Source organism: Nocardiopsis sp. M1B1 (assembly GCF_052466615.1).
On record NZ_CP196194.1, the window covers coordinates 3,925,982 to 3,940,790 of the forward strand.

Genomic DNA, 14,809 nt, shown 5'->3' on the forward strand with positions numbered 1-14,809 from the left:
GAAACCCCGCGACCCGCCGCGCCCGGTGCCCGTGAACCCCGACCGACCCTTCGAAGGGGACCCACCCATGCCTCTGGCCCTGCTCGCCCTCGCCGTCGGCGCGTTCGCCATCGGCACCACCGAGTTCGTGATCATGGGACTGCTGCCCGAGGTCGCCGCCGACCTCGACGTGTCGGTTCCGACCGCCGGATACCTCATCTCCGCCTACGCCCTGGGCGTGGTGGTCGGCGCCCCGCTGCTCACCGCGCTGAGCACGCGGCTGCCCCGCAAGACGGCCCTGCTGGTCTTCATGGGGCTCTTCCTGGCGGGCAACCTCGCCACCGTCCTGGCCCCGTCCTTCGGCGCCGTGTTCGCCTCGCGGGTCCTGGCCGGGCTGCCCCACGGCGCCTACCTGGGGGTGGGATCGCTGGTCGCGGCGCACCTGGCCGGTCCGGGGCGGCGGGCCACGGGCGTCTCGCGGATGTTCCTCGGCCTGACCGTGGCCAACATCGTCGGCGTGCCCGCGGGCACCTTCCTGGGCCAGGCGATGGGCTGGCACGCGGCGTTCCTGGTCGTGGCCGGGATCGCCCTGCTCGCCGTGCTCGGCGTCGCGGTGTTCGTGCCGCACCAGCCCGCGGCCGCCGGTACGGGCCTGCGCCACGAGATGCGCGAACTGGGCCGCTCCCAGGTCGTCCTGGGCCTGGTCACGGCGGTCTTCGGGTTCGCCGGGGTGTTCGCCGTCTACAGCTACGTCTCGCCGATGATGACGGAGCTGGCGGGCATGTCCGCGTCCGGCGTGCCGATCGTCCTGGCGCTGTTCGGCACCGGCATGACCCTGGGTTCGCTGATCGTGGGGCCCCTGGCCGACCGGGCGCTGCGCCCGACGATCTACGGGTCGCTGGCCGCGCTGGCGGTGGTGCTGGTGGTGTTCACGGTGACCGTGCACAACCCCTGGACGGCCGCGGTGACGGTGGTGGTCCTGGGCGCGGTGGGGTTCGGCGTGGCCACCCCGCTCCAGGTGCTGGTGATGAACAAGGCCGCCGAGGCGCCGACGATGGCGGCGGCCTCCAACCACTCGGCGTTCAACCTGGCCAACGCCGCCGGGGCCTGGCTGGGCGGGATCGGGATCAGCGCGGGTCTGGGGTACACCTCCCCGGCCGCGATCGGTGCGGTGCTGGCCGTGGTGGGCCTGGGCATCGCGGTGTTCGCGGGCGTCCTGGACCGCCCGGGGCGGCGGCGCGACCGTGGGGACCGGGCGGTGGCGGCCCCGGAGCCCAGCGCCCTGCGCTGAGCCCGGGACCGGGAGGAAGCCCCGTTCCCGGGCCTTCGGCCGAACGTGTCCTCGGGCCGGGAGCGGGGCGGCGCAGGCCTACCCGGTGGCCTCCGGCGGCACGGACCTTCCGAGCGGAACCCGGGGACGCGGGCCCGCTTCCGGGCATCCGGCGGCGCAGGACCTCGACGAAGGTCCACGTCGTCCGGGCCCGGCCGTCCGCCTATGCCACCCGGACGAACCCGATGAGGGTGGACTCGGCGAACTCCAGTTCCTCCCAGCCGAACTCGCTCTGGCCGAGGACGGTGGCGGGCGTGCAGCTGATCAGCGACCAGGGGGACTCCGCACCGGGGCGTCCGGGGATCTCCTCCCGTACCCCCGTGCACGCGATCTCGCCGTCCACGAGGTAGGTGACCACGCCGGTGCCGTTGTACCCGATGGGGGTCTCCACCCGTTCGCTCCCCGTCTCCAGCAACCCCGCCGTTTCCATGGCGCGGTCGCAGGACATCTCCCACGCCTCCGCGCGCACCCGCCACGTGCGGCCGTAGAGGCCGATCTCTCCGCAGGCGGGCGCGTGGAGCACCTCCAGGTGTCCGCCGCCGGACTCCTCCCCCTGCTGGGGGTCGGCCACCTCCACGGGGCCGCCGACCCCGGTGAAGTCGGCCCGAACCCGCCACAGGGCTCCGGCGTACTCCATCCGCACCGGGCCGCCCCGCTCGTCGACCTCCACGAAGCCCTGCGCGTCCTCCTCGACCACCTCGCCGTCCACCACGAGCCGGGACGTGAGCGGGCCGGTGTACACCCGGCCGCCCTCCTCCCCTGCTCCGCCCGCCTCCAGGTCCGGCGACTCCGCCATGGCGCGCAGGGGGCCGGTGACCAGCTCGGGACCCAGGTCCTCGGCGGTGGCCTCCCACGCGGGCTCCACCGGCTCGGAGGCCTCGCCCTCCGCCAGGGCGGGCCCGTACACGTACAGCCTTCCGCCGCTGTCGGCGGCCGCGACGGACCCCTGTCCCATCACCTCGCCGCTGGCCAGGAAGACGTCGCGGTCGGCCGCGTAGCGGTACTCGACGGTGGCCGTGCTCTCCTCCAGCACCGCCTCGACCGCCTGGCCTGTCCGCGCGGCGACCTCCTCGGCGTGCGCGTCGCTGAAGCGGCGCTCGACCTCGACCACGAACCCGCCGCCCTCCTCCAGGGTGGTCGCGGCGGCGGTGACGGCCTCCGCAGGGGCACCGCCGACCCGGTCGTAGACCACGTACCCGCCGGTCGCGAGCCCGGCGGCGACCAGCACGCCCGCACCGGCCACCGCCGCCTTGGACCCGGCCAGGGCGGTGAGGGTGCCGCCGGCGGTCCCCGCCGCCGTGGTTCCTCCGGTCGCGGCCTCTGCCGCCCCGCCGGTACCGGCCGAGGCCCCGCCCGCGCCCGTACCGGCCCCCGCGCCGCCCAGCGCGCCCGCGGTGATCCCGGCCGCGGAGAGCACGCCCACGGCGGTCGCCCACGCGGCGGGGTCGTGCCCCGCGGAGTCGACCCCGCGCCAGTAGCCGCGCAGCAGGGCGCGCAGGGTCTCGGCCGCCGGGACCGGGCCGCCGCGTCCGCTCAGGCCGACCTCCTCGGGTTCGGGCAACAGGGCGCGCATGAGCTCGACCGCGCGCGGGCGCCGCGCGGGGTCGGTGGCCAGGGCGGCCTCCACCAGCGGCAGGACGTCGTCGGGCACGCCCGCCAGGTCGTGCCGTCCGGCGGTGACCCGCTGGCGCAGTTGTTCGGGGGTGCCTCGGCCGAAGGGTTCGCGCCCGGTGGCCGCGAGCGCCACCAGGGCGCCCCAGGCGAACACGTCGGCGGCCGGGTCGGCGACCGCGCCGGTGTAGCGTTCGGGCGCCACCCAGCCGGGGGTGCCGTAGGAGGCGCCCCGGTCGTTCGCGCGCCGGGTGCCGACGGCGGTGGCGATGCCGAAGTCGACGATCTTGGGCCCGTCCGGGGCCAGGATGACGTTGCCGGGTTTGATGTCGCGGTGCGCGATCCCGGCGGAGTGCAGCGCGGCCAGGCCCTCGGCGGTGCCCGTCGCGAACGCGCGCAGCATCTCCCCCTCCAGGGGGCCGAAGGCGCGCACGTGGGCGCGCAGGTTCCGGCCGGGAACGTAGTCGAAGGCGAGCCAGGGCACGCGTGCCGTGGTGTCGGCGTCGTACAGCCGCGCGGTGCTCACGCCCCGGGCGCGGGCCAGCATGTCCACCTCGCGGGCGAAGGCCTCGCGGTGGCCGCGCCCGCGCGCGAAGCGGGCGTGCACGGTCTTGACGGCCACGCACCGCCCGCCGCCGTCGATTCCGCCGTAGACGGCGCCCATGCCGCCCGCGCCGATCCGCCCCACGATCCGGTAGGGGCCGAGCGTTCGCGGGTCGCCCTTCTCCAGGGGTTTGAGGCCGGGCGGGAGGCCGGTGTCGCGGGGCGGCGGGGGGACGGGGGCGGGCGTGACGGTCATGGGGTCCTTCTCGTGCGGCGGAGGACGGCGCCCTCCGTACACCCGTGGGACGCGCGATCGCCCCCGGGTGTTCGCGCTCCCGGCCCGGTACCGAGGTGCGGGATCGCCGAAGCTACAACGGAACAGGCCCTGTCGGGGAAGTCGGCGAGGCGACGCGGAGGTGCGGTGTGCGGGACCAGGACAGTTACCGTGAGCGCGCGGCCAGGCTGCGCGGGTTCCTCGCGGAGGACACGGAGCTCTCCGGGACCGTCTCGGCGCGTCGGCGCCTGTCGGTGCTCGGCCGGGCGGTGAACGACGCCGAATCGGGCCTCTCACGGCTCGACCCGCTGTTCCCCGAGGTCCGGGCGCGCTACGTCGAAGCACTCCACCTCGCGAAACCGAGGTCCAGTCGGCCGCGGGCGCTCGTGGGGACCGCGATCCAGGAGGCATGCGAGACGCACGGGCCCGACTCCCCGATCGTGTCCGGGCTGCGGCGGGTCCAGAGGCGGATCCCGGGGCGGTCCGCCAGCAGGAGGATCGAACGGAAGGTGGACCGGGCGGAGGAGAAGGTGGCGGGGCTGCGCGGCGACGGTCCGCACGGCGAGTACGCGTCGGCCTTGTGCAAGCTCGCCGAACTCTACGGTGAGGCGGGTCGCTACGACGCGATGATCGGCGCCTACGACCGGCTGATGGAGGAGCGCGTGCGGCTCGACCTCGCAGAGGACCGCATGACCCGGCTGGAGGAGTCGGTCGCCAACATCTACTACTACCTCCACGCCGAGGCGGCCCGTGCGACACCGCTGCTGGAGGGCCTCTACGCCAAGGACGGCAGCCGCCGTCGACCGGACGTGCCGTTCGACGACCTGCTCGACGGCGCATTCACGTACCTGCTGCTGGCGCGGTGCTACCTGGCGACCGGGCGGCCCGCCGCGGCCGAGAAGATGTTGCGCGAATCCCTGGAGCGGCTCCGGCGGCACGACCACCGGTTGGCCGACGCGCGCTTCCACCGGTTGCGGCACCGCACCACGTACGAACTGGGCTCGGCGCTGTGGAAGCGGGGCCGCGCGCGGGAGGCCACCGCGTTCATCGAAGAGGCGCACGGGTTCGTCGCCGGACCGAAGTTCGCGGACCGGCAGGCGGCGTTGGTCTACCACAGCGCGATGGTCTACACCCTGCTGTGACGTGGCCGGGAACGTCCTCCAGCGCACGTGAAGGGGCCGGGACCGCCCTCGCGGTCCCGGCCCCGCACCCGCCCCGGCCCAGCGGCTAGCCGCGCGGGGGCAGTGTGCGGCTGCGGCCCCGGAACTCGGCGACGACCTCCTCGCCCCGGCGCACCGTGACGTCGTACAGGCCGCTGCGGCCGAACAGCGCCCGCTCCCTCGCGGTGGCCACCAGCACGTCGCCCTCCTTCGCCGGGGCCACGAAGGTCACGTCCGCCCCGGAGGCCACGGTCACCCCTCCCCCGTCCACGTTGCACGCGCACGCGAACGCGGTGTCGGCCAGGGTGAACACGAACCCGCCGTGGGCGATCCCGTGCCCGTTGAGCATCAGCGGCCCCACGGTCATCTCCACGACCGCCAGTCCGTCGCTGGCCTCGACCAGGCGCATCCCCAGGTTCTTGGACGCCATGTCCGCCTCGAACATCCGCCAGGCGGTCTCATTGCGCGCGCTCACGCGTCGTAGTCCACGGTCACGGCGTCGGTCTCGGGCAGCGCCTGGCAGGACAGCGCGTACCCCGCCTCCACCTCGGCCTCGGTGAGCGCGTAGTTGCGCAGCATCCGCACCCCGCCCTCGCACACCTTCACCCGGCAGGTGCCGCACACCCCGCCCTTGCAGGCGAAGGGCAGGTCGGGCCGGTAGCGCTGCGCGGCGTCCAGCACGGGCACCCCGCGCGGCAGCGTCAGGGTGGTGGTGCGCCCGTCCAGCACGAGGGTCACCTCGCTGGCGGGCCCCTCCACGCCGGGTTCCTCGTGGCGCGCCTGGGGCGGCGGCTCCGCGCCCTCCACGAAGAACAGCTCCTGGTGGATCCGCTCCCCCGGCACGCCCCGGCCCGTGAGCACCTCCTGGGCGTCGGTGACCATGCCGTACGGTCCGCACAGCCACCAGTGGTCGACGGCGTCCGCGGCCACGACCGTGTCCAGCAGCGCCTCCAGCTTGGCGCCGTCCAGGCGCCCGGTGAACAGTTCGGCCTCGCGCGGCTCGCGGGAGAGCACGTGCACCAGCTCGAAGCGCGTTCCGAACGCGTCCTTGAGGTCGGCGATCTCGTCGGCGAACATCACCGTGTCGCTGCGGCGGTTGCCGTAGAGCAGGGTGACGCGCGAGTCGGTGCGGCGCAGCAGCGAGGAGGCCATGGACAGCACCGGGGTGATGCCCGAACCGGCGGCGACCATCACGTGGCGTGCCGCGGTGTCCAGGTCGGGAACGAAGCGACCGGTGGGCGCGCCCACCTCCACCTCGTCGCCGGGGCGCACCTCGTTGACCAGCCAGCTGGAGAACAGGCCGCCCGAGACCAGGCGCACGCCCACGCGGGGCGCCTGGCCGACGGGGGCGCACACGGAGTAGCTGCGGCGCTCCTCCACGCCGTCCACCTCGCGGCGCAGGGTCAGCGACTGCCCGGGGGCGAACGCGTACTCCTCGGCCAGGTGGTCGGGGACGTCGAAGGTGACGGCGACGGCGTCGTCGCACAGGCGCTCGACGGCGGCCACGCGCAGCCGGTGGAACGCGCCCCGGCGGCGCGCGGCCGCGGGCGCGGTCTCGGTGACGGGTGTGGTCACGGTCAGATCTCCTTGACGTGCTCGAACGGTTCGAGGCAGGACCGGCATCGGTGCAGGGACTTGCAGGAGGTCGCCCCGAAGCGGGACAGCTCCTCGGTCCGGCCGGACCCGCACAGCGGGCAGCGCGGGGCGGTGCGGGTGGGCAGCAGGGTCAGCGGCACCGGTCCGGCGGCCCGCGCGGGCGCGCCGCCCGGCGGGGAGATGCCGTTCTCGGCGAGCTTGCGCCTGCCCTCGGCGGTGATCCAGTCGGTGGTCCAGGGCGGGGAGAGCTCGGTGCGCACCTCGACCCGGTCGAACCCGGCGGCGCGCACGGCGCGGTCCACGTCCGCGCGCATCTCGGCCAGGGCCGGGCAGCCCGAGTAGGTGGGGGTGATCCACACCGCGGCCGTCCCGTCGCCCTCGACCTCCACGCGGCGCAGGATGCCGAGGTCGGCCAGGGTGAGCATGGGCAGCTCGGGGTCGGTGACCGCGGCGGCGGCGCGCTCGGCGCGCTCGCGGTCGCGCTCCCGTGTGGTGGTCACCATGTCGCCTCCGGGTGCTCGCGGGCCACCTTCTGGAGTTCGTCCAGCAGGGGGGCCAGTTCGGCGGTGTGCTGCCCCCGGCGTCCGGCCAGGGCCGGTGCGGGGAAGGGCGCGGGGGCGTCCAGGCGCGCGGTGGTGAGCACCTGCGCCAGGACGGCGTGCACCTCCTCGCGCACGGTGGCCGGGTCCACGCCCACGCCCTGCTGAGCCATGCGGGCCTCGACGGGGTGGGTGGCGAACAGCTCGCCGGTGAGCGGCCACACCTCGGCGACGGCGGCGGTCATGCGCTCGCGGGAGTAGGGCGTGCCGTCACCCAGGCGCAGGGCCCAGGAGACCGCGTACTCGCGGTGGTAGGCCAGCTCGTTGACCGCCTTGGCCGCGACGGCGGCCAGCACGGGGTCGCGGCTGTCGGCCAGGCGGGCGAACACGGCCAGGCGGGCGCTGGAGAGCGTCAGCAGGGTGACGACGGCGCGGGCGAAGTCGCCGCGGGGCGCCTCGGCCAGGTGGACGTTGCGGAACTCGGCGGGGCCGCGCCGGTAGGCGAAGGCGTCCTCGTCGCGTCCGGTGCCGTCGGCCTGCCCGGCTCGGGCCAGCAGCAGGCGGGCCTGGCCGAGCAGGTCCAGGGCGATGTTGGCCAGCGCGACCTCCTCCTCCAGCTCGGGGGCGTCGGTCACCCAGTGGACGAGCCGCTGGGCCTGGACGAGCGCGTCGTCGCCGAGCATCTGGCAGTACAGCGCCAGGTCGGCTCCGTCGACCCCCTCGGGCAGGGTGGTGTCCACCCCGGCGAGGGCGTCGGTGAAGCCGGTGCCGAAGGCCCAGCGGGTGTCGCCGCCGTGCTCCTCGCTCAGGGCCGAGTAGATGTGGTCGCCACTCAATGTCGTTTCCTTTGGCCTCGTGTGCGCCGGTCGTGCCGTCGCTCCAGGGTCTGCTTTCGAACCGGTCTCGGTCTGCGGGGGTTGGTTCGGGCGCCCGCGGGGTTCTGGAGGTGCCGGAGGCGGGTTCGCGAGGAACGAGCCAACCCGCCGTAGGTGCCGAAGGTTCCCGCTCTTTGGGTGCCCGAACACGGACCGAAGCGAAGCGGAGGTCCCAAAAAACACGCCCTAGATGTGCGGGACGTCCTCGGGGATGGGGTAGAACGTCGGGTGGCGGTAGACCTTGTCCCCGCTGGGCGCGAAGTAGGGGTCCTTCTCGTCGGGGCTGGAGGCGGCGATGTGCTCGGCGCGCACCACCCAGATGCTCACGCCCTCGTTGCGGCGGGTGTAGAGGTTGCGGGCGTTGTGCAGGGCCATGTGGTCGTCCGGGGCGTGCAGCGAGCCCACGTGGACGTGGTTGAGGCCGCGCTTGCCGCGCACGAAGACCTCGTAGAGCGGCCACTCGGGGCGGGCCGCCCCGGAACCGGCCGTGCTGTCGTCGCTCATACCGCTGCCTCCTCGGCGCTGGTGTGCTTGCGGGCGTAGGCGGTGGCGGCCTCGCGCACCCACGCGCCCTTCTCGTGGGCGGCCCGGCGGCGCTGGACGCGCTCGGCGTTCTTGGGTCCGGCGCCGGAGACGACCTGCTTGAACTCCACCCAGTCGGGCTCGCCGAAGTCGTGGTGGCCGCGCTCGGCGTTCCAGACCAGCTCGGGGTCGGGCAGGGTGACGCCGAGCTTCTCGGCCTGGGGGACGGTCATGTCCACGAACTTCTGGCGCAGGTCGTCGTTGGTGTCGCGCTTGATGCCCCAGGCCATGGACTGCTGTGTGTTGGGCGAGTCGGCGTCGGGCGGGCCGAACATCATCAGCGACGGCCACCACCAGCGGTCGACGGCGTCCTGGACCATGGCCCGCTGCTGGGGGGTGCCCTCCATCATGCGCATGAGCAGTTCGTAGCCCTGGCGCTGGTGGAAGGACTCCTCCTTGCAGATGCGCACCATGGCGCGGGCGTAGGGGCCGAAGGAGCTGCGGCACAGCGGGACCTGGTTGCAGATCGCGGCGCCGTCCACGAGCCAGCCGATGACGCCCACGTCGGCGAAGGTCAGCGACGGGTAGTTGAAGATCGAGGAGTACTTCTGGCGGCCCTCGATGAGGCGCTCGGTCAGGTCGGCGCGGTCCACGCCCAGGGTCTCGGCGGCGGCGTACAGGTACAGCCCGTGCCCGGCCTCGTCCTGGACCTTGGCCAGCAGGATGGCCTTGCGCCGCAGGCTGGGCGCGGAGGCGATCCAGTCGCCCTCGGGCTGCATGCCGATGATCTCCGAGTGCGCGTGCTGGGAGACCTGGCGCACGAGCGTCCTGCGGTAGCCCTCGGGCATCCAGTCGCGCGGCTCGATGCGCTGGTCGGCGGCGATCCTGGCGTCGAACTCGGCCTGGAGGAGGTCGGCGTCGGGAGACGCCTCCCGGACCGTCTGGGTGCTCACTGGTTTCTCACCTCATTCATAACCGAACGTTCGGTCAGTAATTAGTATCCCCGGATTCCCCCGCCCGGGCAAGTCCGCCGGGCGGGGAAACCGCCAGCTCAGCTCCCGGAGAAGGTCGGCTTCTCCTTGGCGAGGAACGCGCGGACCGCTCCGACGTGGTCGGCGGTCTGTCCCAGCTGGTTCTGGAGGTCGGCCTCCTCCTCCAGCAGTTCGGGCAGCTCGCGCCCGCCCACGGCGGCCGAGCGCACCTCCCGCTTGGCCGCCACGAAGGCGCTGGTGGGCCCGGCGGCCAGACCCGCGGCCACGGCGTGGGCGCGCGCCTCCCAGGCGTCGTCGTCCACGACCTCGGTGACCAGGCCCAGCTCCAGGGCGCGCTCGGCGCCCACGACCGTGCCCAGCAGCATCAGCTCCATGGCCCGGGCCTGTCCCAGCGAGGCCACCAGGCGCGAGGCCAGCCCGGAGTCCGAGGCCAGGCCGATGCCGGTGAAGGCGGTACCGAACCTGGCCCGGCGGGCCGCGATCCGCACGTCCCCGGCCAGGGCGAAGCCCAGTCCCGCGCCCACGCAGGCGCCGCCGACGCCGACCACGACCGGCACCCGGACGTCCTCCAGGGCCAGCACGATGGGGTTGTAGTGCTCGCGCACGGTCTCCAGCGCCTCCTGGGGGCGCTCCTCCAGGATCCGCGCGTGCTCGACCAGGTTCTGGCCCAGGCAGAAGGCCTTGTCCGAGCCCAGCAGCAGCACCGCGCGGGCGGTGGTGGACTCCGCCGCTCGACGCAGCGCCGCCAGCAGTTCCTCCTTGACCCGCCGGGTCAGGGCGGGCGTGTTCAGCCGTACCGTGGCCAGCCCGTCGGCCTCGGTGAACTCCGCGTCCGCGGACGCCTGTCTAGCCGCCGTGTCCTCGCCCAACGCTCTACTCCCCCTCGTCCCAGGTGTGGAAGCCCTGTCCGCTCTTGCGGCCCAGCCTTCCCTCGGCGACCATACGGCGCAGCAGCTCCGGAGGCGCGAACCGGTCCCCCAGTTCGGCGGCCAGGTACTCGGCGATGGCCAGGCGCACGTCCAGCCCCACCAGGTCGGTCAGGCGCAGCGGCCCCATCGGGTGGCGGTAGCCCAGTTCCATGGCGGTGTCGATGTCGGCGGGCGAGGCCACGCCCTCCTCGACCATGCGGATGGCCTCCAGGCCCAGCATGACGCCCAGGCGGCTGGTGGCGAACCCGGGCGCGTCGCGGACCACGACCTCGGTCTTGCCCAGGGCCGCGACCCAGGCGCGCGCCGAGGCCAGGACGGCCTCGTCGGTCTCGGGGGCCACGACCAGCTCCACGAGCTTGGAGGCGGGGACGGGGTTGAAGAAGTGGGTGCCCAGGAAGCGTGCGGGGCGCTTGAGGGCGGCGGCCAGCTCGGTGACCGACAGCGAACTGGTGTTGGAGGCCAGGACGGTGTCCTCGCCCACGGCGGCCTCGGCGGCGGTGAGCACGGCGATCTTCAGCTCGGGCCGCTCCGGCACGGCCTCCACGACCAGACCGGCGTCGGCCGGGATGTCGGCGGGGGTGGTGACCGTGCGCAGCCGGGCCAGGTAGGCGTCCGGTTCGGCGTCGATCTTCCCGCGCTCGCGGGCCCTGTCCAGCCCGGCCGCCACGCGGGCGCGACCGGCCTCGGCGGCCTCGGCGGTGGCCTCGACCAGCACCACGTCGGCGCCGCGGGTGAGGAACTGCTGGACGATCCCGGCGCCCATAGTGCCGCCGCCGACGACGGCGACGGTGGCGGGGACGCCCCGCGCGGCGCCGCCTCCCTGCTCGGTGGTGCTCAACGCTTCTTCCTCTCCAGGAAACGGGTCATGCGCTCGTGCTTGTCGGCGCTCTCGAACAGCACGGCCTGCGTCAGGTCGTCGGCGAGCGGGTGGGGCCCGTCGGCGTCCAGGACCATCTTGGTCATGCGCAGGGCCAGCGCGGAGGAGGCGGCCATGCGGTCGATCAGGGCGTGGGCGCGTTCGCGCAGCTCCTCGGAGGGCACGACCTCGGCGACCAGGCCGTGGCGCAGCGCGGCCTCGGCGTCCAGGCGGTAGCCGCCCAGCAGCACCTGCTTGGCCACCGAGGCGCCGACCAGCTCCCGCAGCCGCCAGCACGCGCCCGCGCCGGCGATGATGCCCAGTCCCGGCTCGGGCTGGGCGAACACGGCGGTGGGGGTGGCGATGCGGATGTCGCAGGCGTAGGACAGCTCGGCGCCGCCGCCCAGGGCGTAGCCGTCCACGGCCGCCACGGTGGGCGCCTGGAGGCGGTGCAGGCGTTCGAACAGGCGGCTGTTGATCCCGGCCAGCGCCTCCTCCCGACCGCGTTCGCGCAGCTCGGAGATGTCGGCGCCGCCCGCGAACACGGTGCCGTGCCCGGTCAGGAGCAGCGGCCTGGGTTCGGCCTCGATCCGCTCGCACACCCGGTGCAGCTCGGCGATCATCGTCGCGTTGATGGCGTTGCGGGCCTCGGGGCGGTGGAGCTGGACCACCACGCGGTCCTCGCGCCACTCCACGTCCAGGGTGGTGAAGTCCCCGTCGGCCCGGTGCGCGGCGGGCCCGTCGGCGCTCACGGGCGCTCCACCAGCAGTGCGACGCCCTGGCCCACGCCCACGCACAGGGTGGCCAGGCCGCGGGCGGCGTCCTCGCGTTCCATGCGGTTGAGCAGGGTGACCAGGATGCGGGCGCCGGAGCTGCCCAGGGGGTGGCCCAGGGCGATGGCGCCGCCGTCGGCGTTGACGCGCTCCTCCTCCAGCTTGAGCTGGCGCATCACGGCCAGGGACTGGGCGGCGAAGGCCTCGTTGAGCTCCACGGCGCCGATCCCGTCCAGGTCCCACCCGGCGCGGCCGAGCACCTTGCGAGTGGCCGGGACCGGGCCCAGGCCCATGACCTGCGGGTCTACCCCGGCCGAGGCGGAGGCGACCACACGGGCGCGGGGGGTGAGGCCGTAGCGGCGCACAGCCTCGGCACCGGCCAGCACCAGCGCGGAGGCGCCGTCGGAGAGGGAGGAGGAGTTGCCCGCCGTGACGATGCCGCCCTCGCGGAAGACCGGGCGCAGCCCGGCCAGGCTCTCCATGCTGGAGCCGGGGCGCGGGCCCTCGTCAGCGGTGACCTCGCTGGTCTGGCCCTTGCGCCCGCGCACGGTGACGGGGACGGTCTCGGCCTCGAAGCGGCCCGCCTCGGCGGCGGCGACCGCGCGCTCGTGGCTGCGCAGCGCGAAGGCGTCGCACTCCTCGCGGGTGAGTCCCTCCAGGAGCGCGACCTCCTCGGCGGTCTCGCCCATGGACAGGGTGTAGCGCAGTTCGTCGGGGCCCGCGTCGGCGGGCGCCTCGGCGTCGGCCGCGGCGAAGCGCGGATTGGTGAAGCGCCAGCCCAGGGAGGTGTCGGCGACCTCGCCCGGCTTGGCCCAGGGGGTTCCGGGCTTGGCCATCACCCAGGGGGCGCGGGTCATCGACTCCACGCCGCCCGCGACCACCACGTCGGCCTCGCCCGCGCGGATGGCCTGCGCGGCGGAGGCGACGGCGGTCAGGCCGCTGGCGCACAGCCGGTTGACGGTGTAGCCGGGCACGCTCGGGTCGAGTCCGGCCAGCAGCGCCGCCATGCGCGCGACGTTGCGGTTGTCCTCGCCCGCCTGGTTGGCGGCGCCCAGGACGACCTCGTCCACGGCCTCGCCCGGCACGCCCGCGCAGCGGACCGCCTCGGCCACGACCGTGGCGGCCAGGTCGTCGGGGCGCACCGCTGCCAGGGCGCCGCCGTAGCGGCCCTGCGGGGTTCGCACCCCGTCGACCAAGTAGACCTCGCTCACGTGCGGCCTCCCGTGGTAAAGACGGTGGTCGGGGCCACCGTCGCCTGTGAAATCATCGACACTTCTCCTTGACACGGCTGCCCGGAGACTGCGTTAATGCATTAGTAACCGAACGTTCGGTCAGTAAGCAAGTCGGTCCGATCCGCGACGGACCGCACCGCCACGAGATCAGCGCACCCGCCCGCCCACCCCACCCAGGCGCCCGCGCCCCGGCGGGTCCCGCGCACAGTACACGGAGAGGCCCATGGCAATCCACGACACCACCACGCTGTCGGCCGGAGCCACCGCCCGCCTGGGACGGGCGCCCGAGCCCGAGATCCTGGACCCGGCCGAGCGCATGAGTGTCGACGAGCTGCGCGCCCTGCAGCTCAAGCGCCTCCGGTGGACCCTGGAGCACGCCTACGCCAACGTGCCCCTGTACCGCCGCAAGTTCGACGAGGCCGGGGTGCGCCCCGAGGACCTGCGCGAACTGGCGGACCTGCGCCACTTCCCGCACACCACCAAGGCCGACCTGCGCGAGAACTACCCCTTCGGGATGTTCGCCGTCCCCCAGGAGCGGGTCAGCCGCATCCACGCCTCCAGCGGGACCACCGGCCGCCCCACCGTCGTGGGCTACACCCGCGAGGACATCGACACCTGGGCCGAGGTGGTGGCCCGCTCCATCCGCGCCGCGGGCGGACGCCCCGGGCACAAGGTGCACGTCTCCTACGGCTACGGGCTCTTCACCGGCGGGCTGGGCGCCCACTACGGCGCCGAGAGGCTCGGCTGCACGGTCATCCCCGCCTCGGGCGGGCAGACGGCCAAGCAGGTGCAGCTCATCCAGGACTTCGAGCCCGACATCATCATGGTCACCCCCAGCTACATGCTGACACTGATGGACGAGTTCGAGCATCAGGGAATCGACCCGCGTACGACCTCGCTCAAGGTCGGGATCTTCGGCGCCGAGCCCTGGACCGAGAAGATGCGCACCGAGATCGAGGAGCGCTTCGACATCCACGCCGTGGACATCTACGGCCTGTCCGAGGTGATGGGCCCGGGCGTGGCCAACGAGTGCGTGGAGACCAAGGACGGCCTGCACGTGTGGGAGGACCACTTCTACCCCGAGGTGCTCGACCCCGTCACCCAGGACGTGCTGCCCGACGGGTCCAACGGCGAACTGGTCTTCACCTCGCTGACCAAGCAGGCCATGCCGGTGATCCGCTACCGCACCCGCGACCTGACCACGCTGCGCCCGGGCACGGCCCGGCCCATGCGGCGCATGGACAAGGTGACCGGCCGCAGTGACGACATGATCATCCTGCGCGGCGTGAACGTCTTCCCGACCCAGATCGAGGAGATCGTGCTGGGCCTGGACGGGCTGGCCCCGCACTTCCAGCTGGTGCTGACCAAGGAGGGGCGCCTGGACCGCATGGCGGTGCGCATCGAGGCGGCCCCGGACTGCACCGCCGAGCGGCGCGTGGTCCTGAGCGAGCAGATCGTGGCGACGGTCAAGGACAAGGTCGGCGTGAGCGTGACCGTGGACGTGGTCGACCCCGAGCAGATCGAGCGCTCGGTGGGCAAGTTCCGCCGCATCATCGACCAGCGTCCCAGGGAGTGACGGGACGCGGGTGACGCACGGC

At 74.0% G+C, this 14,809-nt stretch carries 14 protein-coding genes; 3 read left to right on the top strand and 11 right to left on the bottom strand.

Annotation, left to right across the window (positions count from 1 at the left end):
* Positions 1–67: 67 nt before the first annotated feature.
* Positions 68–1,270 (top strand): MFS transporter, encoded by a 1,203-nt coding sequence (locus ACSTA4_RS17145; RefSeq protein ID WP_444960151.1) that lies wholly within the window; start codon positions 68–70, stop codon positions 1,268–1,270.
* Between the two features lie 202 nt (positions 1,271–1,472).
* Here the strand turns inward: ACSTA4_RS17145 and ACSTA4_RS17150 are convergent, their stop codons facing one another.
* Positions 1,473–3,719, bottom strand: coding sequence for a protein kinase domain-containing protein (locus ACSTA4_RS17150; RefSeq protein WP_444960152.1), 2,247 nt, complete (start codon positions 3,717–3,719; stop codon positions 1,473–1,475).
* Positions 3,720–3,886: 167 nt separating this feature from the next.
* Here ACSTA4_RS17150 and ACSTA4_RS17155 point away from each other — a divergent pair, with 167 nt between their 5' ends.
* Entirely contained in the window at positions 3,887–4,879 is a 993-nt protein-coding gene (locus tag ACSTA4_RS17155) for a hypothetical protein (protein ID WP_444960153.1), read from the top strand.
* An 85-nt stretch (positions 4,880–4,964) separates the two neighbouring features.
* Here the strand turns inward: ACSTA4_RS17155 and paaI are convergent, their stop codons facing one another.
* The 10 genes from paaI to ACSTA4_RS17205 form a co-directional block, all read right to left on the bottom strand.
* Complete coding sequence (gene paaI, locus ACSTA4_RS17160; RefSeq protein ID WP_013153503.1) at positions 4,965–5,372, bottom strand: hydroxyphenylacetyl-CoA thioesterase PaaI; 408 nt, start codon at positions 5,370–5,372, stop codon at positions 4,965–4,967.
* Positions 5,369–6,472: a 1,2-phenylacetyl-CoA epoxidase subunit PaaE gene (gene paaE, locus ACSTA4_RS17165; protein ID WP_444960154.1), complete on the bottom strand. Its 1,104-nt coding sequence runs from the start codon at positions 6,470–6,472 to the stop codon at positions 5,369–5,371. The genes paaI and paaE overlap by 4 nt, the downstream gene beginning before the upstream one ends.
* 2 nt (positions 6,473–6,474) lie before the next feature.
* Positions 6,475–6,996, bottom strand: coding sequence for a 1,2-phenylacetyl-CoA epoxidase subunit PaaD (paaD, locus tag ACSTA4_RS17170; protein ID WP_444960155.1), 522 nt, complete (start codon positions 6,994–6,996; stop codon positions 6,475–6,477).
* Positions 6,990–7,868, bottom strand: coding sequence for a 1,2-phenylacetyl-CoA epoxidase subunit PaaC (paaC, locus tag ACSTA4_RS17175; RefSeq protein WP_444960156.1), 879 nt, complete (start codon positions 7,866–7,868; stop codon positions 6,990–6,992). The genes paaD and paaC overlap by 7 nt, the downstream gene beginning before the upstream one ends.
* Positions 7,869–8,093: 225 nt before the next feature.
* Positions 8,094–8,411, bottom strand: a complete 318-nt coding sequence (paaB, locus tag ACSTA4_RS17180) for a 1,2-phenylacetyl-CoA epoxidase subunit PaaB (protein WP_061082429.1) — start codon at positions 8,409–8,411, stop codon at positions 8,094–8,096.
* Positions 8,408–9,382: a 1,2-phenylacetyl-CoA epoxidase subunit PaaA gene (paaA, locus tag ACSTA4_RS17185; protein ID WP_444960157.1), complete on the bottom strand. Its 975-nt coding sequence runs from the start codon at positions 9,380–9,382 to the stop codon at positions 8,408–8,410. Before paaA ends, paaB begins: the two co-directional genes overlap by 4 nt.
* A 98-nt stretch (positions 9,383–9,480) precedes the next feature.
* Positions 9,481–10,290 (bottom strand): enoyl-CoA hydratase-related protein, encoded by an 810-nt coding sequence (locus ACSTA4_RS17190; RefSeq protein ID WP_444960158.1) that lies wholly within the window; start codon positions 10,288–10,290, stop codon positions 9,481–9,483.
* A 4-nt stretch (positions 10,291–10,294) separates the two neighbouring features.
* Entirely contained in the window at positions 10,295–11,188 is an 894-nt protein-coding gene (locus ACSTA4_RS17195) for a 3-hydroxyacyl-CoA dehydrogenase family protein (RefSeq protein ID WP_444960159.1), read from the bottom strand.
* Positions 11,185–11,958 carry an enoyl-CoA hydratase/isomerase family protein gene (locus ACSTA4_RS17200; RefSeq protein WP_444960160.1) on the bottom strand — a complete coding sequence of 258 codons (774 nt, stop codon included), beginning with the start codon at positions 11,956–11,958 and terminating at the stop codon, positions 11,185–11,187. The genes ACSTA4_RS17195 and ACSTA4_RS17200 overlap by 4 nt, the downstream gene beginning before the upstream one ends.
* Complete coding sequence (locus ACSTA4_RS17205; protein ID WP_444960161.1) at positions 11,955–13,190, bottom strand: thiolase family protein; 1,236 nt, start codon at positions 13,188–13,190, stop codon at positions 11,955–11,957. The genes ACSTA4_RS17200 and ACSTA4_RS17205 overlap by 4 nt, the downstream gene beginning before the upstream one ends.
* A 244-nt stretch (positions 13,191–13,434) precedes the next feature.
* Between ACSTA4_RS17205 and paaK the strand changes: the two genes are divergently transcribed.
* Positions 13,435–14,787, top strand: coding sequence for a phenylacetate--CoA ligase PaaK (gene paaK / locus ACSTA4_RS17210; RefSeq protein WP_444960162.1), 1,353 nt, complete (start codon positions 13,435–13,437; stop codon positions 14,785–14,787).
* The last annotated feature ends 22 nt before the right edge of the window (positions 14,788–14,809 follow it).